This is a genomic window from Bacillus sp. GW821-FHT11D08, from assembly GCF_058808515.1.
On record NZ_JBXARS010000005.1, the window covers coordinates 241,175 to 260,440 of the forward strand.

The 19,266-nt window shown below is 44.5% G+C and carries 26 protein-coding genes and 2 pseudogenes; 16 read left to right on the top strand and 12 right to left on the bottom strand.

Annotated elements, in window-relative coordinates; translation table 11 throughout:
- The first annotated feature begins 106 nt into the window (after positions 1-106).
- The 3 genes from AC1RRX_RS12480 (at position 107) to yodL (ending at position 1,345) form a co-directional block, all read left to right on the top strand.
- On the top strand, positions 107-280 hold the full coding sequence (locus AC1RRX_RS12480) for a YozD family protein (protein WP_003153696.1): 174 nt from the start codon (positions 107-109) through the stop codon (positions 278-280).
- A 73-nt stretch (positions 281-353) separates the two neighbouring features.
- The gene (locus tag AC1RRX_RS12485) at positions 354-965 is read left to right on the top strand and encodes a phosphatase PAP2 family protein (protein ID WP_144464425.1); all 612 of its coding nucleotides are present in this window, start codon (positions 354-356) and stop codon (positions 963-965) included.
- A gap of 59 nt (positions 966-1,024) precedes the next feature.
- Positions 1,025-1,345, top strand: coding sequence for a shape determination protein YodL (gene yodL / locus AC1RRX_RS12490; protein WP_003153700.1), 321 nt, complete (start codon positions 1,025-1,027; stop codon positions 1,343-1,345).
- A 54-nt stretch (positions 1,346-1,399) separates the two neighbouring features.
- On the opposite strand, the gene AC1RRX_RS12495 is transcribed toward yodL, so the two are convergent.
- The gene (locus AC1RRX_RS12495; RefSeq protein ID WP_003153701.1) at positions 1,400-1,525 is read right to left on the bottom strand and encodes a hypothetical protein; all 126 of its coding nucleotides are present in this window, start codon (positions 1,523-1,525) and stop codon (positions 1,400-1,402) included.
- A gap of 136 nt (positions 1,526-1,661) precedes the next feature.
- On the opposite strand from AC1RRX_RS12495, the gene deoD reads away from it, so the two are divergent.
- Both deoD and AC1RRX_RS12505 read left to right on the top strand, forming a co-directional pair.
- Positions 1,662-2,360: a purine-nucleoside phosphorylase gene (gene deoD / locus AC1RRX_RS12500; protein WP_003153702.1), complete on the top strand. Its 699-nt coding sequence runs from the start codon at positions 1,662-1,664 to the stop codon at positions 2,358-2,360.
- 83 nt (positions 2,361-2,443) lie between these two features.
- Positions 2,444-3,262, top strand: a complete 819-nt coding sequence (locus AC1RRX_RS12505; protein ID WP_015417648.1) for a M15 family metallopeptidase — start codon at positions 2,444-2,446, stop codon at positions 3,260-3,262.
- Positions 3,263-3,305: 43 nt separating this feature from the next.
- Here the strand turns inward: AC1RRX_RS12505 and AC1RRX_RS12510 are convergent, their stop codons facing one another.
- Together AC1RRX_RS12510 and AC1RRX_RS12515 are read right to left on the bottom strand one after the other, a co-directional pair.
- Complete coding sequence (locus AC1RRX_RS12510; protein ID WP_007407946.1) at positions 3,306-3,557, bottom strand: hypothetical protein; 252 nt, start codon at positions 3,555-3,557, stop codon at positions 3,306-3,308.
- Between the two features lie 92 nt (positions 3,558-3,649).
- Positions 3,650-4,351: a class I SAM-dependent methyltransferase gene (locus tag AC1RRX_RS12515; protein WP_007407947.1), complete on the bottom strand. Its 702-nt coding sequence runs from the start codon at positions 4,349-4,351 to the stop codon at positions 3,650-3,652.
- Between the two features lie 146 nt (positions 4,352-4,497).
- On the opposite strand from AC1RRX_RS12515, the gene ctpA reads away from it, so the two are divergent.
- The gene (gene ctpA / locus AC1RRX_RS12520) at positions 4,498-5,901 is read left to right on the top strand and encodes a carboxy-terminal processing protease CtpA (protein WP_144464423.1); all 1,404 of its coding nucleotides are present in this window, start codon (positions 4,498-4,500) and stop codon (positions 5,899-5,901) included.
- Between the two features lie 60 nt (positions 5,902-5,961).
- Here ctpA and AC1RRX_RS12525 read toward each other — a convergent pair.
- Positions 5,962-6,174 (bottom strand): annotated as a pseudogene (locus AC1RRX_RS12525) (UTRA domain-containing protein); the annotation flags it as partial.
- A gap of 4 nt (positions 6,175-6,178) precedes the next feature.
- On the opposite strand from AC1RRX_RS12525, the pseudogene AC1RRX_RS12530 reads away from it, so the two are divergent.
- Together AC1RRX_RS12530 and AC1RRX_RS12535 are read left to right on the top strand one after the other, a co-directional pair.
- Positions 6,179-6,572: pseudogene (locus AC1RRX_RS12530) on the top strand (family 1 glycosylhydrolase); the annotation flags it as partial.
- 1,011 nt (positions 6,573-7,583) lie between these two features.
- Positions 7,584-7,952, top strand: coding sequence for a hypothetical protein (locus tag AC1RRX_RS12535; RefSeq protein WP_144464421.1), 369 nt, complete (start codon positions 7,584-7,586; stop codon positions 7,950-7,952).
- Between the two features lie 291 nt (positions 7,953-8,243).
- Here the strand turns inward: AC1RRX_RS12535 and AC1RRX_RS12540 are convergent, their stop codons facing one another.
- On the bottom strand, positions 8,244-9,734 hold the full coding sequence (locus AC1RRX_RS12540; RefSeq protein ID WP_144464419.1) for a sodium:solute symporter family protein: 1,491 nt from the start codon (positions 9,732-9,734) through the stop codon (positions 8,244-8,246).
- Positions 9,734-9,934: a DUF3311 domain-containing protein gene (locus AC1RRX_RS12545; RefSeq protein ID WP_003153716.1), complete on the bottom strand. Its 201-nt coding sequence runs from the start codon at positions 9,932-9,934 to the stop codon at positions 9,734-9,736. Before AC1RRX_RS12545 ends, AC1RRX_RS12540 begins: the two co-directional genes overlap by 1 nt.
- A 185-nt stretch (positions 9,935-10,119) precedes the next feature.
- Here AC1RRX_RS12545 and AC1RRX_RS12550 point away from each other — a divergent pair, with 185 nt between their 5' ends.
- Together AC1RRX_RS12550 and AC1RRX_RS12555 are read left to right on the top strand one after the other, a co-directional pair.
- Positions 10,120-11,043, top strand: coding sequence for a ring-cleaving dioxygenase (locus AC1RRX_RS12550; protein WP_061046677.1), 924 nt, complete (start codon positions 10,120-10,122; stop codon positions 11,041-11,043).
- A gap of 2 nt (positions 11,044-11,045) precedes the next feature.
- Positions 11,046-11,648, top strand: a complete 603-nt coding sequence (locus AC1RRX_RS12555) for an alpha/beta hydrolase (protein ID WP_023356960.1) — start codon at positions 11,046-11,048, stop codon at positions 11,646-11,648.
- Positions 11,649-11,691: 43 nt separating this feature from the next.
- On the opposite strand, the gene AC1RRX_RS12560 is transcribed toward AC1RRX_RS12555, so the two are convergent.
- Positions 11,692-12,300 carry a nitroreductase family protein gene (locus AC1RRX_RS12560; RefSeq protein ID WP_003153727.1) on the bottom strand — a complete coding sequence of 203 codons (609 nt, stop codon included), beginning with the start codon at positions 12,298-12,300 and terminating at the stop codon, positions 11,692-11,694.
- 129 nt (positions 12,301-12,429) lie between these two features.
- Here AC1RRX_RS12560 and yodB point away from each other — a divergent pair, with 129 nt between their 5' ends.
- Positions 12,430-12,771 carry a transcriptional regulator YodB gene (yodB, locus tag AC1RRX_RS12565; RefSeq protein ID WP_012117759.1) on the top strand — a complete coding sequence of 114 codons (342 nt, stop codon included), beginning with the start codon at positions 12,430-12,432 and terminating at the stop codon, positions 12,769-12,771.
- A gap of 39 nt (positions 12,772-12,810) precedes the next feature.
- On the opposite strand, the gene AC1RRX_RS12570 is transcribed toward yodB, so the two are convergent.
- Together AC1RRX_RS12570 and AC1RRX_RS12575 are read right to left on the bottom strand one after the other, a co-directional pair.
- Positions 12,811-13,179: a hypothetical protein gene (locus AC1RRX_RS12570; RefSeq protein WP_113766743.1), complete on the bottom strand. Its 369-nt coding sequence runs from the start codon at positions 13,177-13,179 to the stop codon at positions 12,811-12,813.
- Positions 13,180-13,231: 52 nt separating this feature from the next.
- A complete protein-coding gene (locus AC1RRX_RS12575) occupies positions 13,232-13,621 on the bottom strand; it encodes a tautomerase family protein (RefSeq protein ID WP_113766742.1) in 390 nt (129 codons plus the stop codon).
- Positions 13,622-13,823: 202 nt separating this feature from the next.
- On the opposite strand from AC1RRX_RS12575, the gene AC1RRX_RS12580 reads away from it, so the two are divergent.
- On the top strand, positions 13,824-14,063 hold the full coding sequence (locus tag AC1RRX_RS12580) for a hypothetical protein (RefSeq protein ID WP_003153736.1): 240 nt from the start codon (positions 13,824-13,826) through the stop codon (positions 14,061-14,063).
- Between the two features lie 34 nt (positions 14,064-14,097).
- Here AC1RRX_RS12580 and AC1RRX_RS12585 read toward each other — a convergent pair whose 3' ends face one another.
- Entirely contained in the window at positions 14,098-14,562 is a 465-nt protein-coding gene (locus AC1RRX_RS12585) for a hypothetical protein (protein ID WP_003153738.1), read from the bottom strand.
- A gap of 97 nt (positions 14,563-14,659) precedes the next feature.
- Here AC1RRX_RS12585 and rarD point away from each other — a divergent pair, with 97 nt between their 5' ends.
- The 4 genes from rarD to bshB2 all read left to right on the top strand — a co-directional run bounded on the left by rarD (position 14,660) and on the right by bshB2 (position 16,932).
- Positions 14,660-15,556, top strand: coding sequence for an EamA family transporter RarD (gene rarD / locus AC1RRX_RS12590; protein WP_007407959.1), 897 nt, complete (start codon positions 14,660-14,662; stop codon positions 15,554-15,556).
- Between the two features lie 67 nt (positions 15,557-15,623).
- Positions 15,624-15,902 (top strand): protein YoyC, encoded by a 279-nt coding sequence (yoyC, locus tag AC1RRX_RS12595; protein WP_003153742.1) that lies wholly within the window; start codon positions 15,624-15,626, stop codon positions 15,900-15,902.
- Positions 15,899-16,249: a YojF family protein gene (locus AC1RRX_RS12600; protein WP_007407960.1), complete on the top strand. Its 351-nt coding sequence runs from the start codon at positions 15,899-15,901 to the stop codon at positions 16,247-16,249. Before yoyC ends, AC1RRX_RS12600 begins: the two co-directional genes overlap by 4 nt.
- 17 nt (positions 16,250-16,266) lie before the next feature.
- Positions 16,267-16,932, top strand: coding sequence for a bacillithiol biosynthesis deacetylase BshB2 (gene bshB2, locus AC1RRX_RS12605; RefSeq protein WP_007407961.1), 666 nt, complete (start codon positions 16,267-16,269; stop codon positions 16,930-16,932).
- A gap of 27 nt (positions 16,933-16,959) precedes the next feature.
- Here bshB2 and AC1RRX_RS12610 read toward each other — a convergent pair whose 3' ends face one another.
- On the bottom strand, positions 16,960-17,808 hold the full coding sequence (locus AC1RRX_RS12610) for an STAS domain-containing protein (RefSeq protein ID WP_012117755.1): 849 nt from the start codon (positions 17,806-17,808) through the stop codon (positions 16,960-16,962).
- 13 nt (positions 17,809-17,821) lie between these two features.
- Complete coding sequence (locus AC1RRX_RS12615) at positions 17,822-19,180, bottom strand: MATE family efflux transporter (RefSeq protein WP_144464417.1); 1,359 nt, start codon at positions 19,178-19,180, stop codon at positions 17,822-17,824.
- Positions 19,181-19,266 lie beyond the last annotated feature (86 nt).

Here is a 19,266-nt window from a genome sequence, read left to right on the forward strand (position 1 = left end):
CCGGGGCTTGTTTTTTAAAAGTATATGAGCGGACAAAACGTTTAGAACTTTCGGGTATAATTTGAACGGTTTTTTCATAAAACATAAAAAAGGAGGCGGTGTTTGCATGAAAGAAATAGATCTTGTGATTGACACAGAAGAAATAGCTGATTATTTTTACAGTCAGCTTGCTATGCGCGGGTACATACCGAGTGAAGAGGAAATCTTCGAAATAGCCGACATCACCTTTGATTATTTATTAGAAAAATGTATGATAGACGAAGAGCTTGATGAAGACTGAAACTGCGGAACCGAAGTGAAAAAGCTTCGGTTTTTTCAATCAGCTCGGGAGAATGAAACATGGGGGGAAAACGTTGTACAAGCCAGCAAGTCTTTTCGCATTGTTTATTCTGCTCGCAGCAGCGATCCGGATAGAAGCCGTCCGGGTTTTTGATGAGCGTCTCATAGAAGCGGCTGTCAGGATCAGGGCTCCCTGGCTGAATGAATTGATGTTATGGATAACGGAGCTCGGCACGACCGCGGTGCTTTTGCCGCTTCTTCTTTTGACAGGCGCGGCTCTGTATATGTACAAAAAAACGCCGGATGTTGTTTTTTTGCCGCTTCTCTTTCTCATTGAACGGATTGTAAACATAAAAATAAAAGAATTGATTGAAAGAGCCAGATCCGCTTTTGAACCGCTCGTCCATGAAACCTCATACAGTTTTCCGAGCGGCCACTCCATGAATTCGGCAGTGATGTATCCCGTCATCGCTTACTTTTTGATCAAGCATGTTCCGTTTTTCACGAAAAGAAAACGGGCCGTCACCGTCTTTACCGGAGTTCTCGTCATTCTGATCGGATTCAGCAGAATTTATTTGGGCGCGCATTTTCCGACGGATGTCCTTGCCGGATTCAGTCTCGGACTTTGCCTCGTTGCGCTTTTTGCGCTCTTTGACGAAAAGTATCATCCGTTTCGACAAAAATAGAGACAGGAGAAATGAGAAAAAACGCTAATACTATTAAGAAATAAGAGGGAGGGATCTTGATGCTGTTATCGCTGCCCGTGTTTAAAAAAAAGACTTGCGCCTATGATGTGACGATTTTTCAAACACCCCGCTACGGCGAGAAAAAGGGATACAGGGTCGTCTATCGGACAGAGCTGGCCGCTGACAATCATCAAGACGCACTGGAAAGGGCATTTTCTGTTTTTAATGTGCCTGATACGGTCCCAAACGACTATCAAGCCAGATTCATAGCGACCGGAGATGTCATACTCATAGACGAAGGAAGAAAAGGAAAGACCTATTACAGGCTTAACCCTGCGGGATGGAGCAAAATTAACCGGTTGCTCGTCCAGCCGAGGTAAGACGGGGCCGGCTGAATCTTCAGCCGGCTTCCGTATTGTCTGGGAAAGACAGTGTTAAGGCTTCCGTTTAGCGGCGGAATGCTCTTTTCCATGCGCTTCATCAGCTGCAATGACGTCTGAAACGGGCACGTGATTGTTCTTTTTCTGGCCGGTCACCCGGTTGCGCTGTTTTTTGCCCATTATGTTCACTCCTTTTTCTTTAGGCTTGTCATCCCGCATATTCTGCCCAAGATCGCCCTGATCATGCTGATGATTGTCTCTTACCGTTATTCAGTGTACAATGGGTGGGAGTTTGAATAGGCAGGAGGAAAAGGAAATGAGTGTACATATAAACGCAGAAAAAGGCCAAATTGCGGATACAGTGCTTTTGCCGGGAGATCCGCTCAGAGCGAAATTTATTGCGGAAACTTATCTTGAAAATGTGGAATGCTATAATGAAGTCAGAGGAATGTACGGATTTACGGGTACATATAACGGCAAAAAAGTATCAGTCCAAGGCACCGGCATGGGTGTTCCGTCTATCTCTATTTATGTGAATGAACTGATTCAGAGCTATGATGTTCAAAACTTAATCAGAGTCGGCTCATGCGGAGCCATCCGTAATGACGTGAAGGTGCGTGACGTGATTTTGGCTATGACGTCTTCAACTGATTCACAGATGAACCGTGTCGCCTTCGGCAGTGTAGATTATGCTCCTTGCGCAGACTTCGAACTGCTTCATAAAGCGTACCAGGAAGCGCAAAAAAACAATCTTCCCGTAGCGGTCGGAAGCGTATTCACCGCCGATCAGTTTTACAATGAAGACTCCCAAATCGAAAAGCTTGCCAGATACGGCGTTCTCGGCGTAGAGATGGAAACGACTGCTTTATATACGCTTGCCGCTAAATACGGCAAAAAAGCGCTGTCTATCCTGACTGTAAGCGATCACGTATTAACGGGAGAAGAAACAACGGCAGAAGAGCGTCAAACGACTTTTCATGATATGATTAAACTGGCGCTGCATACTGTTTCGTAAACTTGAGATGAGGGTTATGCTGATTAAAGCAGCCCTCTTCTTTATGCATCGCCCTGATTCAAAAAAAGAAAGGTAAGTGTAAAATGAAGAAATCCACTAAATGGTTCTCGCTCGCTGCCGCTCTCAGCGTAACCGCAATCGTGGGAACCGGCTGCAGCATTTCAGGCGGCGACAGCCACAAGGACACAAAAACAGCAGCTGAAACAAAACAATCAGATGACACATCAAGCAAAAAAACAACGAAGGCAGAAAACAGCGATTTTGTATTGGAGAGCAAATATTTTAATGATATTAAAGAAGTGAACGGGCTTGAGACCATTCAAAACCCGACAAATACACTTGCGCTCGTGAATAAGACATACACGCTGCCGGGAGATTATAAACCGAATGATCTCGTGATCCCGAAAGTCGAATTTTCTTTTACTGAGAAAATCGAGAAACGATATATCCGCAAACCTGCCGCCGATGCTTTGGCGAAACTATTCAGCGCCGGGAAAAAAGAAGGTTATGACCTGGTTGCCGTTTCAGGATACCGCTCTTATGACAGACAGAAAGTTATTTTCGATAATGAAGTCAGTCTGAAAGGTGAAAAAAAGGCGAAAGAAGCCGTCGCATATCCAGGGCAAAGCGAACACCAGACGGGGCTTGCCATGGACATTTCCAGCAAAAGCAACGGATATGAGCTGAATGAAGCGTTCGGAAACACGGCGGACGGCAAATGGGTGAAAGACCATGCGTATGAATACGGCTTTATCATCCGCTATCCTAAAGGCAAAGAAAATGTCACAAAGTATGAGTATGAACCATGGCATTTACGCTATGTAGGCAAAAAAGCGGCAAAAGCCATCCATGACCATCAATTAACGCTTGAAGAATATTTTAATGAAGTAAAGAAAGTGTAATAAGAAGAAGCCCGCTTGAAAAATAGAAAGCGGGCTTTCTTTATTACCAGAAGAGTAAACCTCCAAGCGCAAATCCGGTAATGAAACCAAGGCCGATACCGTAGGCTGCTCCCCAGCCTCCCCAGCCTCCCCAATAGCCGAACCCGTATCCTCTGTGACGGCCGCCGACAGGGGCGATATACACTTTGCTGTTAGTTACCCGTACGATTCTTCCGACGTGGACTCTGCCGTTTCGTTCTGTAATTCTTGCTACTTTTCCCTGGTGCTGCCGGCAAAGATGATAATAGTTTTGCATCTTTTCTCCTCCTATCCAACCTATCTTTCTATGTCAGCTTATGATAGAGTGCGGTAAAAAGGTTGGACGAAAACAGGAGGACAATCGCCGTTTTACTTGTAAGCGACAAAAGCGCAGTGTCCCATATATTCACGGTACGTCTGCATAAGCTCGTAATGAGCCGTCAGCGTATCGTAGTGAACCGGCTGAATAACGGGCGATAAATCCATTTCTGTAGTCGGCTCCTGCGCATTGTTTTCATAGACAGCGGGAATGAAATCCGCTTTTTGAAAGCCTTGCTGAAGCAATCTCTGTTTCCATGCCGTTTCATCCTGCAATACGGTAAAACCGTAGAAGTCTTTTATCTGCGTGATGGCGTTTTCCGGCATGGGCTTTTGTAAAGCAGCTTCAATGCCGATCAGCATACCCCCGGGTTTAAGGACCCGCAGGATTTCAGACAGCGATGAATCAAGATTTGAAAAGGTGAGAACTGATTCGGAAAGAACGGCGGAAAATTGATTTTCAGCAAACGGAAGCCGCTCAAGCTCCGCCAAATAGCCCGGAATGGTTAAGCCTTCAGCGGCAAATCGTTTTGCTGCTTTTTCAAGCATAAGGGGATCCTTATCAACACAGGTGACGGGGTACAGCAGGTGGCCGAGATAAGCGGCCGTCTGTCCCGTTCCGCAGCCGGCGTCAAGAATCGGTTCGCCAGGAGGAGGAGCCGCTTTTGTGAGAACGGCTTTGGAAAAAGCGAGCCCGCCGGGGTGAGCCCCTCCGACTCCGAATAAGGACAGCATTTCTAAATATTTGCTCAAAGGCCGAATCCTCCTTTTTTCCTCAGCATATGTTGAGAGAAAAGCATAGGTTTGGGTAAACGGGAAAGAAGGGCGCCTCACGTTTGAAGTTGACGAATGAGCGTTCGTCTATGATAATAATGTAAGAATAAAAAGGTGGTGTTTTCTTGAAGCGGCAATTTAAACTGTTTTTTATTATATTGATCACCGCGGTCGCAGCCTCGGCGCTTACGCTGTTTATCACGGGCAATACGACCATTTTCGGACAAGGCTCGGCTGCTTTGACGAACAGCAAATTTGAGAAATTCAATAAAGCCTACGAGCAGATTAAAAGTGATTACTATCAAAAAACAGATGACAGCAAATTAGTAGACGGAGCGATAAAAGGCATGATCAGTTCCCTGGATGATCCATATTCTTCTTATATGGACCCGCAGGAAGGAAAGTCTTTTGAAGAAACCATTTCCGCTTCGTTTGAAGGCATCGGCGCACAAGTGGAAGAAAAGGACGGCAGCATCCTGATCGTATCGCCGATTAAAGGGTCACCCGCGGAAAAAGCGGGGGTTAAACCGAATGACCAGATCTTGAAGGTCAACGGCAAAAGTGTTAAAGGCCTTAATGTAAACGAAGCCGTCGCATTAATCCGGGGCAAAAAGGGAACAAACGTCAAGCTTGTGCTGCACAGAGCGGGTGTCGGCGATCTGAACCTGTCGATCAAACGTGACACCATTCCGGTTGAAACGGTGTACTCTGAAATGAAAAAAGGAGACATCGGCGAAATCCAAATCACATCCTTCTCCGAATCGACGGCAAAAGAGCTGAATTCAGCCATTGACAGCCTCGAAAAACAAGGAGCGAAAGGATACATTCTCGATTTAAGGGGCAACCCGGGCGGACTGATGGATGAAGCCATCAAAATGAGCAACATGTTTATCGATAAAGGGAAAAATATCATGCAGGTCGAATACAAAGACGGCACGAAAGAGGTCATGAAAGCGACGAAAGAGCGCAAAGTGACAAAACCGACAGTCGTCCTCGTCAATGACGGCACCGCGAGCGCCGCGGAAATCATGTCGGCTGCGCTGCATGAATCATCGGGCATTCCGCTGATCGGCGAGAAAACGTTCGGAAAAGGAACCGTGCAGACGGCAAAAGATTACAGCGACGGTTCTACCGTTAAATTGACAATCGCTAAATGGCTCACAGCGGACGGAGAGTGGATTCATAAAAAAGGCATCAAACCGCAATATCAGGTTAAGCTTCCTGAATATGCAAACCTGCCGTATTTAGATGTGAAAAAAACATACAAATACGGGGATTCCGGAACCACCGTCACCAATGCGCAAAAAATGCTGAAAGCGCTGGGGTACAGCGTGAAAGTAAACGGCACGTATGATAAAGCATTTGAACAAGCCGTTAAACAATTCCAAGCAAAAGAGAAACTGAAACAAACAGGCATTATAAAGGGAGACACAACGGCAAAATTGATGACGGATCTGCAAAAACAGCTTGCGGACAACGATACACAAATGAAAAAAGCCGTTGAAACATTAAATAAGAATATGAAATAGTAAAAAACACCCGATGCGTCGCACGCGCATTGGGTGTTTTCTGTTTGCGAAAAGCCCGTCTTATGTCGTTTCCTGTTCAAAAAGGTGGCTGTTCGCCTGAATGAAAAACTGTGATTGCTCATAGTGATAGGTGACTTTTGAGAAGTCAAACGGCTGGCCGTTGGTTAAATGAAAAATCGTTTCAACGCATAGCTTAGGCGCTCCTGTAAATAGACCTAAGTACTCCGCTTCTTCCTCATTTAACATCCCCGCGTACAGATATAAATCTGAAAAACACTTTGAAGACGGTGATGAAGAGATTTTGAAAAGAGGCCGAGTGAGTGGACTACCTCAGATTCAGCTATTACATGTCTACAACCGTAAAAAGTGCTGTATCAAACGATAATACCGGGGATGTCGTAAACGGAGGATTGCCAAACGGCGTGGAAAATCCTTATATTACAGCGAGTGATTGGGGCTGGGCGATTGACCCGACCGGTTTACGGTACACATTAAACCGCTTATACGACCGCTACCAGACTCCATTATTTATCGTGGAAAACGGATTCGGCGCCACTGACACATTAGAAGAGGACGGTTCAATTCATGACACTTCAAGAATTGAATATTTATCGTCACGTATGATGGTATGGATGTAATGGAATTATATACCATGGGGAATTATTGTTATCCCTCTGTACGTATGGTGGCAGAAATATATTACATTCCTCCGCTAAAGTAACATAATATTGTCACATGAATTTTGGATTCTTATTTGGAAATAATAACTAAATATGGCGGGACGAACCTTGAAACTAAGATCAGCATACGAGTGGTAGCTAGTCGTTTATAGTTAAACTCATGTTACCTTTAATCTTCCTTTATATAAGAGACATGGGGTAGACAAAGCTTAAGCGTCATAAGGCGTTGAGTCGCTTATTGTGTTCGGTAGTTACTTCGCAGAGCGCTCAACCATTTCTTGCGAAAATAGGATACCATGGTCTTCAGCTCAAAATGATTCAGTTGTTGTAAAGTGATAGAATTATCAACAATTCTCTAAAACCCAATTCTATCACTTACTTTGGTTCTACCCCCTAAACAATAATATAATGTGAGAAGAGATAATTCACTGAATAATCTCTTCGGAACACATATCTTGGCGTACCTTTTTATTCGACTGCGATACTTGTATCTGAAAAATTAGACTTATTTCCACATTCTCGTGTGTTTCCATCTTTATCAATATCGATAAAACCGTTCTTGTTGGGAAGTTTGCTACAAATCCCAATCAGTTCCACAGAGGTTGATTTCGTGTAAGATGGTTTTTGCTGCGGTGAAGTGGAAGTAGATCGCTGTTTTTTTGTATATTGATAAACCCCTATCCTTTTTTATACTCCAACGGTTATATCTTGGCGTTATAGTTGTAATTTTCTATTTGTGTGATGGTCTAAAATTGGTGACGTTAATAAGTTTTGCTTATGCACTACTTCCCAAAAAGGAGTCACGAGAATCAGACCTCTCTCTCAAAGAGTAGAGGCCTGAGACGGTTTTTTAAAACCTTTCGAAAAAATAATGCTTAATTTTCATCGATTAAATCCGAAATAAAGTAGGAATGTGAAACAACTGATACTAGTGCTGGTATTTGTTTGAGCTACTAAAAATCGAGAGCGTAATCGAGGTCTTTATCCTTTAGGAGGTCTGTTTTGGAAAAACTAAATTCTGAAGAATTGCGCCTTTTGCGGGCAAAACGAAATCAAGAAAAAAGAGCAAAGGAACTTGCTGAAAAACATGAAAGAAGAAAAAGAAGAGAACCCATGATTAGAGAACGAGCTAAAAAAGAGCTAGCGACAATCAACAATGTAAAAATGGAGCCTGAAAAAACGAAAAAATCACGAAGAAAGTTCAATAAAAAGTCTAAAAACAATAAATCAAATAGTGTAAGTTCAGAAAATAAAAAATGGGAAAAGAAAAGACTGAAAAGGTACCATGAACGAGTTTGGAGAGGATGGAGAGAAAGTGATGGGCAAAGTTCACCGATAAAAACATCCCATATAGATGATCTTGAGAGTTGATTTTTTAGACCGTTGTCACTGTGGGCCAAAATAGATATTATTAAAAAAAGATACTGATATGTTGAACCAGAAAATGGATTTGCGATTTTATTCTCTGTGACTGCAGATCCAAGTACTTTCGCAAATTTAATGAGGCATACGAAAAGCAGGAATGCCGATGCGATGACCAACTCCATGTCGTTTCAGAAAATCGGCAGTTTGAAGCTGTCATCCCGGCTAAAACTGTGGCTACCTACAAATGGAAGAGAAAAAAGTAAAAAACCGGCACATTTACGTGCCGGCTTCTTTCTGTTAAGCGCCTTTTTGGTTCAGTTCATCAGAAGGCGCTTTATTGAATAAACCGTCTTTGACGGCGTTTGAAGCCGCTTTTTTTACAAAAAACGGGTTGAGGATAATAACGGCTGCCATATTAGCGGTCAAACCCCAAAAGCCTTCATATATACCGTGGGCGGATTGGGTGATATTTACCGTGAATGTCACGATAAGACCGACGAGAAGACCGATAATTGTCGCTTCTTTCGTTTGATTCTTCCAAAACAGACTGACGGCGATAGCCGGAAAGATCTGAACCATGCCGGAAACACCGAGAAGCTGAAGGGTAACGAGCGCAGTCGGGAACAGCATGCCGAATAAAAGCGCGAGCCCGATGACGACAAATACCATTGAACGGGTGATCATCGTCAGCTTGCTTGGTGACACATTTGGGTGAATCAAATCCCGATATAAGTTATTCGCAAATAAGTTTGATGCTCCGATGGCCATGATAGAGCAGGGAATCAATGACGCAAGGGCAATCGTGGAGTAAGCAAAGCCCTGCGCGACTCCGCCGTAAGACGTTTGAATCAGCTTCAATAAAGCGAGCCGCGGATTGGTATCTTCCGGCAGGACAAGAAACGCGATAAAGCCGAGAAAAATAACAAGAATCAAAACAATATTATAAAGCGGCAGAAACATGCTGTTTTTGCGGACGGCATCTGCGCTTTTTGCCGTAAATACGCCGGTTGCCGCATGCGCCCACATAAAGAGCGCCAGCGCAGATACGATGGAAGCTGTGATAAACCAAGGAATTCCTTTCGGCCCGGAGTCCGGAATCGTCAGCATTTGCGGCGCTTTTTCAGCCAAAGTGTGAATCATCGGCGTCCAGCCGTGAAAATGGATCAGCGGGAGTGATACGACCATAAACAGCATAATCACCCACACGAGAATGTCTTTAATAATCGCCGTAAACGTCGGCCCTTTAATTCCGCTGAAAAAAGTATAAAGCGCTACAAGAATAAAAGAGATGATGACGACCACATTGACATTAATGACACCCGTTCCGGCCACCTGAAGCGTATCTTGAATTCCGCTCAGCTGGAGACAAATATAAGGAATGAGCATAAGAACGCCGACAATGGCGACAAGACTGGCCAAAAGTTTACTGTCAAAACGCTCACGGGCATAATCGGCAAGCGTCGTTAATTTGTGTATTTTTGCCACTTTCCACAGCTTCGGCAGAAAGAAATACGCGATAAAATACGCCAAAACAGAATACGGAATGGCAAAAAAAGCAACGCTTCCCCCTGTGTAGGCAGTGCTTGTTAAGCCTAAAAACGTATAAGCCGTATAGAGATCCGCGCCGACTAAAAACCAGACGAGGAGCCCCCCGAACCGTCTGCCGCCGACAGACCATTCCTCAACAGAAGTGCGTGATGATTTGTCTCTCCCGGCTATAAAGCCGATACAGACAACGGTTAAAACGATGACGGCTGTAATGATCAATGCTGTTATATTTGCGGGCATCAGTCCAGTCCTCCTTGTTTCTTCTGCAGCCTATAAATAAGAAACGAACATAATGGAGTGACTGCGATCCATAAAAGCAGCCAGAAATGAAAAAAAGGCAGCCCGATAATGATCGGATGAACCCGATTAGCGACTGACAGCAGGGCCAGCTGGCTGAAAGGGATTAAGATGAGAACGAAAATTAGTGCTTTTCTGACCATTTACTTTCCTCCTGAAACTTGATAATGCTCCTTATCATAGCAGGTGTCAGATAAGATCACAAGATATTTTTCAGAAAAAAAAGAATTCTATTACTTTTTTAACTGAAACACTTTAGTTGCATCTTCATTCATATTAAATTAGAATAGTTAATATCTCGAAATCAAGATATTTAGGAGTGAATACATTGAATACGCAAGGATTGCACCATGTTACCGCATTTGCAAAAGATCCTGCTGAAAATCTTCGGTTTTATACTGAAGTGCTGGGTTTGCGGCTCGTTAAAAAAACCGTTAATTTTGACGACCCGGCCACTTATCACTTTTATTTCGGCAACCAAAACGGAGAGCCGGGTACGATCATTACATTTTTTCCTTTTCAGGGAAGCCGCCCGGGAACCGTGGGAAAAGGGCAGGCCGGAAGAATTTATTTCTCCGTGCCGAAAGGAGCACTCGCGTTTTGGAAGCGCCGGCTTGAAGGAAACGGCTTGTCTGTAAAAGAACAGATCATGCTGTCTGAACAAGTGCTTCTCTTTAATGATACAGAAGACCTGCCGCTTGCCATAATGGAAGATGAAAGAAGCGGACAGAGTGAATGGACTCCTGCGGGCATTACTGAAAAAGAAGCGATCACAGGCATGAGAGGTGTTCTTCTGTACTCATACCGTCCTGAAGCAACCATTCAATTTCTCATAGAACGCTTCGGTTATTCAAAGACAGGCGAAGAAAATCAGATTGTCAGGCTGCAATCGGAGGCACGGATCGGACATATTATAGATGTTGACCTTGCGCCGAAAGAAGCAGGTATCGGCGGTTACGGGACGGTTCATCATGTCGCTTTCCGCACTAGCGAAAAAGAGCAGGCGGAATGGAAGGATATTCTTGCTGATTCTCATCTTGCTTCATCTGACATTCTTGACAGGTCTTACTTTACTTCAATCTATTTCAGGGAAAGCGGCGGCATTTTATTTGAAATGGCAACCGATGAACCGGGCTTTATGACGGATGAATCCTTTGAAAATCTCGGAACAGAGCTGAAGCTTCCGGAATGGCTGGAAGAGCATCGCAGCCAGATTACAGCTGTTTTGCCCAAAATGGAGAAAGGAGAATGATGATGAAACATGTGTTTGAACAGGGAACGTCAGAAAATGTTCTGCTGCTTTTGCACGGAACGGGAGGAAATGAACATGATCTTCTGTCGCTCGGACGTTTTATCGATCCGAACGCAAGTCTGCTCGGGGTCAGAGGATCAGTGTCGGAAAACGGCATGCCCCGTTTTTTTAAGCGGCTGAAAGAAGGCGTATTTGACGAGAAAGATTTAATTGAACGGACGGAAGAATTAAAGAATTTTATTGATGAAGCGGCGCAAATGTACGGATTCAGCAGAGAAAACGTGATTGCTGCCGGCTATTCAAACGGCGCCAATATTGCAGCAAGTCTTTTGTTTCATTATAAAGATGTACTGAAAGGAGCGGTTCTGCATCATCCGATGGTGCCGATACGCGGAGTGAAGCTGCCTGATATGGAAGGGATGCCTGTGTTTATCGGTGCGGGAAAACGCGATCCTCTATGTACAAAAGAAGAATCGGAGGAGCTTTATCAGTATCTGACAGATGCCCATGCATCCGTTTCGCTTGTTTGGCAGGAGGGCGGTCATCAGCTCACACAGCAGGAAGCAGAGCAGGCACGAACCTGGTACAGTGAGCGATTCCTATAAAAAACCCTTAGTCTGCTTAAGCGGACTAAGGGTTTCTTTCATCTTACAGCCAAGTTGACACTTTAGATACAGGCAGCCGGTTGCTTTTATGCGCCGGCTTAACGGCTTTACCGATTGAAATCAGCATGACGGGCACGAAACGCTCGCTCACGTCGAATTCCTTAACGAATTGCTCTTTATTGAATCCGCCGATCGCGCAAGTGTCGTAGCCTTTTGCTTTAGCGGCAAGCATCAGCTGCATCGCTGCTAAAGAAGCGTTTAAAAATGCTGAATCACGGGCAAACTGATCATTTTGGTATGCACCGTTAATCTGGCCTAAAAGCGTTTGTTTAATCTCTTCTGTGATATTGCCTTGCTCAGCCAGTTCAGCATAAACGTCTTCACCATTTTCATTTGCTTTTAAATCGCCTAATACGGCAATAACTGCTGATGAATCAATAATCTGTTTTTGATTAAAAGCAACCGGAAGCAGGGCAGCTTTTGCTTCATCACTGTGAAAGACTTGAAAATGCCAATGCTGAAGGTTCCAGGCGGAAGGCGCTTGCGTTGTGATTTCAAGGAGTTCTGTTAATTCCTCTTTTGTAATGACCGCGTCTTTATCGTATTCTTTAACAGATGCGCGTTCCTTTAAAACGTCTAATACGGATGTCATCATGTTTCCTCCTTCGGATAAACGTGTTATCATAATAGAAAAGTTAGAAGCTTACTAAATGTAACTCGAAAACTAATTTTAATGGATCACAAAAAACTTGTCAATTCATAGATGAAGGGATGAACTCACGTGGGATATACAATGTGTCCTAAAATGGAATCCGCTTTTTCTCTTTTGGGAAAGCGCTGGAACGGCCTTATTATCCATGTACTGATGGACGGGCCGAAACGATTTAAAGATATGACCGAAACGATACCGACAATCAGCCAAAAAATGCTCGCGGAGCGGCTCAAAGAGCTGGAACAAAATGAAATCGTCGAGCGTCAGGTGCTGCCTGAAACACCTGTCAAAGTCATTTATAAACTGACTGATAAAGGCTTGGCCCTGCAAGCCGTTTTTCAGGAAATGCAAAAATGGGCAGACAGTTTTTGCGAGCCCGGGGGATCTGCCAACGACACATGTGATGAATAACAAAGGCTGCCCAAGGCAGCCTTTTCTTAATGATCATGTTTACTCGTCATAAAAACCATTAATATCAAAATTGTTCAGATTGAGATTCAAGTCTTTTAATTGCTTTAATAAAGCATCGAATGTAAGGAAATGATCATTTTTACATTCCACCGGGACATCATTTGGAGAAAATAGTTTCATTCCTCCCTCAATCCACTGTTTCCGGTATAACTGAAATGCGGCTTCAATTAAATGATCAGGCGTTACAATAAACCCTAAGCTTACGTCATGGTCCTCGCTGTAGCCGAATTCAAACCCGCAGCAGGGGCAAATATCAAATGTTTTTTGATATTCGCCGTTATAAAAGGGATTTGTCTCTAATCCTTTAAATCCGCATATCAAACAAGGGTACAACTCACTAACCAACATACATCCCTCTTTTATTCAGTTTGCAATCATTCAGAACAAGCGGGGAGGCCTTTTACAGTTTCCTGGTTAAAAACTGAGCCTCACCAAGCCCGAAGCTCCAATCGGCATTCCCGTTTTCTGTAATGGAAATCATGACGTCCTCGGGTGATATGCCGCATTCTGTTTTAAGCTGATCAGCCATCAGTTGATATAACGTTTCTTTTTGATGTTCGGTGCGCGCTTTGCTGACAATGCTGATGATGACAAGATCTTTGCTTCTTTTGAAACCGAGCCCGGTATCTTCAATGATAAGCTCATGAGGCCGATGCTGGTGAACGATCTGATAACGGTCCGTTACAGGGACGTCAAAAGCTTTAACCATGGCGTAATGGGCGGTATCCAGTAATTTCTTTAATGCTGCGTCATCCCGGCCTTCAATAACGTCAAAACGAAGTAATGGCATATTTTATTCCCCCTGATGGTTTTTTATCATGTCGCAACTTGTAAAAAAGTATAACAGTTAATCAAAATGTAATCAAATTATAACCAAAACATTTATACATTAATGCAATATCACAGAGAGGCACATGTTGTTACAATCGCCCAATCAATTTCCTCATTTTATGAATACGCTTAAGAATAGGCAGACATAAAGGAGGAAAAACATGTACCCTCGTCATGCATTGTATCGCGGGAATTTCGGTCCTGCCGGATTTCCGGCGAGAAGTCCTTTTTTGTTCGGCGCTCCTTTATTCGGCGGATTTTTAGGCGGTCTTCTCGGAGGCGTGATTGCCACAGGCTTTACAAGACCCCGCTATCCGTACGGGTTCGCCGGTTACGGATACGGAGGCGTCCCATACGGCGGTTTCGGGCCGGGAGCCGGCGGTTATCCGCCATTTTATTAAAGAAAAAACGGCCTGCATCGCGCGGGCCGTTTTTTTATCTTAAAATCTCCACTTCCGATAGATTGTAGTCTTCCTGTTTTGAAAACATAACTTCAATCATCCCGTCTTTATAGACTGCTTTTGTTCCTTTCCGTTTGACGAGGCTCGGAAGGACGATTTCTTTTTTTCCTTCTCCCAGACTGCTGTTCTCTACAACGAGGCTGTGTGACGTATGCTTAATCCTGATACGGTCGAGTTCTTCTTGTTCTGCGGGAATTTTCGCAAAAACATGATCGGATGTTTCAAAAAGGTCAATTTCCGGCTTGGGCGGTTCCGCTTCGACCGGATCGGCCTTTTTGGACATTGGGTCGCGAAAAGGGAACTGTCCGGCATAACCAGCGCCGAATACGCTTTCCATCACTCGGTTGACATATGTCTCGACATCTTTCGGATCAGCATTTTTAAACGTTTCTTTAGAGAACTGATTTTGGAAGGGAAAATATCTGTTCCAATCAAACACGGCATCTCACCCTTTCTTAACGGACAACATAGTATATGCCCGCCGGAAGCTTCCCGTGATATAATATAATCTGTTTACAGAAAGGAAGGGGAAGGCCGTGCAAGGGAATAACGCAAGAAAAGGAATCATTTATACCGCTTGTTCTTTCGTCATGTGGGGGCTGTTTCCGGTCTATTGGAAACTTCTTGAACAAATACCCGCATTGGACATTTTAGCTCACCGGATTTTATGGTCATTTGTTTTCATGTGTGTGCTTTTAACTGTGCTTAAGAAGTGGAAAACCGGATGGCGTGAACTGCGTCTTTTGAAATCGGAAGGGGGCCTGCTGGCGCTTTTTTTCGCTTCCGTTTTAATTTCCGTTAATTGGTTTGTGTACATATGGGCCGTCAATCACGGCTTTTTGCTTGAAGCAAGTCTCGGGTACTACATTAATCCGCTCGTTTCCGTTCTTTTGGGCATCCTATTCTTAAAAGAAAAGCTTAACAAGATGCAAACAGCAGCCGTTTCTATTGCCGGGGCGGCCGTGATCATATCTGCGTTTCAATATGGCGCGGTTCCTTATATCGCATTGCTGCTTGCATTCAGCTTCGGCCTGTACGGCTTATGTAAAAAAAGAACCCGCATGTCCAGCACGATCGGCCTGACGCTGGAGACGCTTTTGATTACCCCGGCTGCACTTATTTATTTAGGATATACAGCTGACGGGAGCACTTCCGGGTCCTTGGGGGCGGGAACATGGGCGCTCCTATTTTTCGCAGGGGTATTTACGGCCCTGCCGCTGTTGCTGTTTGCAGAGGGGGCAAAGCGTCTGCCGCTGTATCAAGTCGGCATTTTGCAATATATAGCGCCGACCATTACCCTTATGCTCGGCGTATTTGTGTATCATGAACCGTTTTCCGGGCAAAAAGCGTTTACCTTCATTTGTATATGGGCAGCATTGCTTTTGTTTACCTTTTCACAGATAAAATGGAAGCGGCCGATAAAAAGCCGCTAAGCCTTTCGCTTTCCAGCGATAGCTTAAATTATGTATAATCATTACGAGTATGTAAAGGAGCTGTACAATGGGCACTGATAAAGACATAGCAAAAGCCTATCAGGCACTGTGGAATAACCGCACTCTCCCGGCTTCAACTCTTGAAGAAGCGGAGAAGGCAATTGATCTTGAACTGCTTGATCAAAGAACACATCCGAGGCTCCGGAAGTCACCCGAGGAAAAGTTTGCTCTGGCGGTGCAGCGAATTGTAGATTCCCGGCTGCGGCCGATTGAGAAATATGAATTGGTTGAACTACATACGAAGCGTTTGCAATTTTTAAAAGAAGAAAGAGGGGAGCAGCTATGAAAGCGATCATAAAAGAAGATGTGCAAACTTCTTTAGAGCGATATGCCGATCGTCCTGTATATATCCATTTGGAAACAACGACCGGTTCTTATTCAGCGCATCTGAATGAGAAAAACATGACGGTTGTAGCCTATATACGCAATGCAAAAGTGACGTACCATCAGGCGAAAATCAAAGGAAACGGCCCGTACCGCGTCGGTTTGAAAACGGAAGAAGGCTGGATTTACGCAGAAGGTCTGACTGAATATACAGTAGATGACGAAAACCGCTTGTTAATGGCAGGGCATCTGCCGGGCGGAAAATTGGCGATTTCGCTTCAAATCAGCGAAAAGCCGTTTACAGTTTAAAGAAAAGGGTGAAAATCATGAAAGAACATGTACTCGTCATCCTGCCTCACCCTGATGATGAATCATACGGAGTGGCAGGGCTGATTGCTTTACACAGACAAAAAGATATTCCCGTTACGTATGCATGCGCAACGCTTGGCGAAATGGGCCGGAACATGGGAGACCCTTTTTTCGCGAACCGTGAAACACTGCCGCTGTTAAGAAAACAAGAGCTGATCGACGCATGCAAAGCAATGGACGTTACTGACCTGAGAATGCTCGGGCTTCGTGATAAAACACTTGAATTTGAAGATGACGAGTGGCTCGCTGATATGATGGAAGAGATTATCGACGATGTAAAACCGAGTCTGATTGTCACATTCTATCCGGAGCACGGCGTCCATCCGGATCATGATGCATGCGGCGAAGCGGTTATCAGAGCGCTTTACAGAAAGAAAAAAGAGGACCGCCCGCGCACGCTTTGCATGGCAATCACCCGCAACAGGGAGGAAGCCGTCGGCAAGCCTGATGTTATTCTTGATATTAAAGAGGTTGCCGATATTAAAATGAATGCCTTAAAAGCGCACCGCACCCAAACGGAAGGCATGCTGAGAGAGCTGGAAGAAAAAATAAAAAATAACGAGCCGGTTCTTCAGACATGGTTTGAAGAAGAAGTGTATTGGACATATCCGTGGAAAGACTGATAAAAAAAGGGATAAGGCTGAAATGCCTTATCCCTTTTTTTGTGTCAGATCGGAAGCGATCGCTTCTGCAAGCGAAGACCTTATTGATAAATTTGAAAAACTCAGTCCCAGCTGCACTGCGGTTTGGGCGATTTCAGGACGGATTCCGGATAATGTCGCTTTCACGCCGAGCATTCCGAGTGATTCAATTAAGGTGAAAAGCTGTTGGGCAACCATCGTATCAATCATGGCTACGCCCGATAAATCAATGTACAGCTGCGTGATGCGCTTCTCTGAACACTGGTGCAGCGTATTCTCTAAAATCATTTTGGCTCTTGCCGTGTCAATATCCCCGATCAGCGGCAGCAGTCCGACATTGTCAAAAAGCACAATTACCGGCGAGCTCAGCTCGGTAATCAATTCTTTTTGCGCTTCAAGCTGAATGTTTGTGTTTTTATACATTTCTTCTATGAAAATATGAATGACCACATCAAACGATTTAATCAGCGTATGGAATATATCTTCGGCATCTTCTTCTGTCACGGTGTCCGCATGAAGTCTGGTAAACTGCTTGACATGGCCGACATACAAATCACGAACTCTGATAAACTCGCGAATAATATAATGGATGGGAGTTTTTAAATGTTCTTCATCCCGTGCGGCTTCGAACGCCCACTTTTCCAATGCCGCTGTATATACTTCCTTCTCTTCAGAAAAAATCCGATTGAGCTGATAATTAAACGCCAGATTTTGTTTTTTCAGATTCGTGAGTACAGCCGGGTCAGTAGAAGCATAAACAGAATCAGGATCCGTATCATGAAGGGTATCAAACCATGTCTGACTGATGTCCTCCGCCCGTTCAGTTAAATAATCGTACAGCAGTTTATGTTTTGGCATTGCTGCTCCTCCTTTATGAAATCATTTTTTTCACATAATGCTTTTGCAGTTTCATCAGTCTGAAGAATAAACCGACAGCTCCTGCGGCAAGTCCTGCAATTAACCCGATCCAGTAGCCGTATGCCCCGAGGCCCGTATAAGTGCCGACTGCGTAACCGACCGGAAGCCCGATAATCCAATACGACACAAAAGCCGCGCCGAGTGTATAGTTGACATCCTTATATCCTCTCAGAGCGCCTTGTATCGGAGCTGCTACGGCATCAGAAAGCTGGAAAAACAGCGCATAGATTAAAAAGTGCTGCGTCAACATGAGCACCGCCGGATCTGATGTATACATTCCGGCGATTTGCGGTCTGAACAGCAAAATGAAAGCCGCCGTGCATAAAGAAAAACTAAGCGCCATCACGATCCCGATATAGCTGTATGAGCGGGCATCTCTGTAGCGATTTGCGCCTGCTTCAAAGCCGACCAAAATGGTCATGGCCATGGATACGCTGAGCGGCAGCATATACAAGAGGGAAGCAAAATTCATTGCCGCTTGGTGGGCTGCAATCGTCACCGTCTGAAAATGGCTCATAAGCAGTGTGACAGCCGCAAAAATGCTCGTTTCAAAAAATACGGCAAAACCGATAGGCAAACCGATTTTCAAAAGCTTTCTGCATTCAGACGGAGAAAAACGGTACAGTTTCCGAAATACAGAGTACCCGGCAAACGGCTCAAATCTGCAGACGATAAAAAAGCTGATGGCGCAAATACACCAGTAAGTCAGGGCGGAAGCGAGCCCCGCACCGACTCCGCCCAATGCCGGCATGTTGAATTTTCCGAAAATAAATACATAATTTAAAACAAAATTAATAGGCAATGAGCAAAGCGTAATAAGCATTGTGACTCGCGTTTTGCCGAGTGCATCAATAAACGAGCGCAAAACGGTGTACACAAACAAAGGAAAAATACCGAGGGATAAAAAGCCTAAAAAGTGTTTGGCGATCGTCCGGACACGAGGTTCCAGCCCCAAATGTCCCAAGATCATATCAACGGTGAAAAAGCCGATCAGGATAACCGCCGCACTGAGAACGGCCGCTACATAAACGGCCTGGATGACGGAAAACGGCACTTCCTTTTGTCTGCCGGCTCCAAACAGCTGCGAAACAACGGGCGTAACGGCCATTAATATTCCTGCCAGGCCCGTATAAACCGGCGTCCACAGGCTTGAACCAATTGCAACCCCGGCTAAATCGGCAGCGCTCACTTTCCCTGACATCACCGTATCCAAAAAGGTGATCAGGGAAAGGCCCGCCTGTGAGATTAAAATCGGAATGAAGATATGTAACAGCTGTCTGACCTTTTGGCCGATCGTGTTCGTTTCTCTCAAGTTAGGTTCCCCGTTTCTTTATTTTAACGAGAGAAATTATAACATTTTATGTATAAAAAGCAATGAAAGCCGGCCTACTCTTTTTT

Coding starts and splice junctions, on each gene's coding strand:
- AC1RRX_RS12555 (WP_023356960.1), top strand. CDS start 11,046: ATGAAACATGTGTTTGAACAGGGAACGTCAGAAAATGTTCTGCTGCTT.
- yoyC (WP_003153742.1), top strand. CDS start 15,624: ATGGGCACTGATAAAGACATAGCAAAAGCCTATCAGGCACTGTGGAAT.
- bshB2 (WP_007407961.1), top strand. CDS start 16,267: ATGAAAGAACATGTACTCGTCATCCTGCCTCACCCTGATGATGAATCA.
- AC1RRX_RS12570 (WP_113766743.1), bottom strand. CDS start 13,179: ATGTTGGTTAGTGAGTTGTACCCTTGTTTGATATGCGGATTTAAAGGA.
- AC1RRX_RS12510 (WP_007407946.1), bottom strand. CDS start 3,557: ATGCAAAACTATTATCATCTTTGCCGGCAGCACCAGGGAAAAGTAGCA.
- AC1RRX_RS12560 (WP_003153727.1), bottom strand. CDS start 12,300: ATGACATCCGTATTAGACGTTTTAAAGGAACGCGCATCTGTTAAAGAA.
- AC1RRX_RS12495 (WP_003153701.1), bottom strand. CDS start 1,525: ATGGGCAAAAAACAGCGCAACCGGGTGACCGGCCAGAAAAAGAACAAT.
- AC1RRX_RS12600 (WP_007407960.1), top strand. CDS start 15,899: ATGAAAGCGATCATAAAAGAAGATGTGCAAACTTCTTTAGAGCGATAT.
- yodL (WP_003153700.1), top strand. CDS start 1,025: ATGCTGTTATCGCTGCCCGTGTTTAAAAAAAAGACTTGCGCCTATGAT.
- deoD (WP_003153702.1), top strand. CDS start 1,662: ATGAGTGTACATATAAACGCAGAAAAAGGCCAAATTGCGGATACAGTG.
- AC1RRX_RS12540 (WP_144464419.1), bottom strand. CDS start 9,734: ATGCCCGCAAATATAACAGCATTGATCATTACAGCCGTCATCGTTTTA.
- AC1RRX_RS12480 (WP_003153696.1), top strand. CDS start 107: ATGAAAGAAATAGATCTTGTGATTGACACAGAAGAAATAGCTGATTAT.
- AC1RRX_RS12545 (WP_003153716.1), bottom strand. CDS start 9,934: ATGGTCAGAAAAGCACTAATTTTCGTTCTCATCTTAATCCCTTTCAGC.
- AC1RRX_RS12575 (WP_113766742.1), bottom strand. CDS start 13,621: ATGCCATTACTTCGTTTTGACGTTATTGAAGGCCGGGATGACGCAGCA.
- AC1RRX_RS12580 (WP_003153736.1), top strand. CDS start 13,824: ATGTACCCTCGTCATGCATTGTATCGCGGGAATTTCGGTCCTGCCGGA.
- AC1RRX_RS12505 (WP_015417648.1), top strand. CDS start 2,444: ATGAAGAAATCCACTAAATGGTTCTCGCTCGCTGCCGCTCTCAGCGTA.
- AC1RRX_RS12610 (WP_012117755.1), bottom strand. CDS start 17,808: ATGCCAAAACATAAACTGCTGTACGATTATTTAACTGAACGGGCGGAG.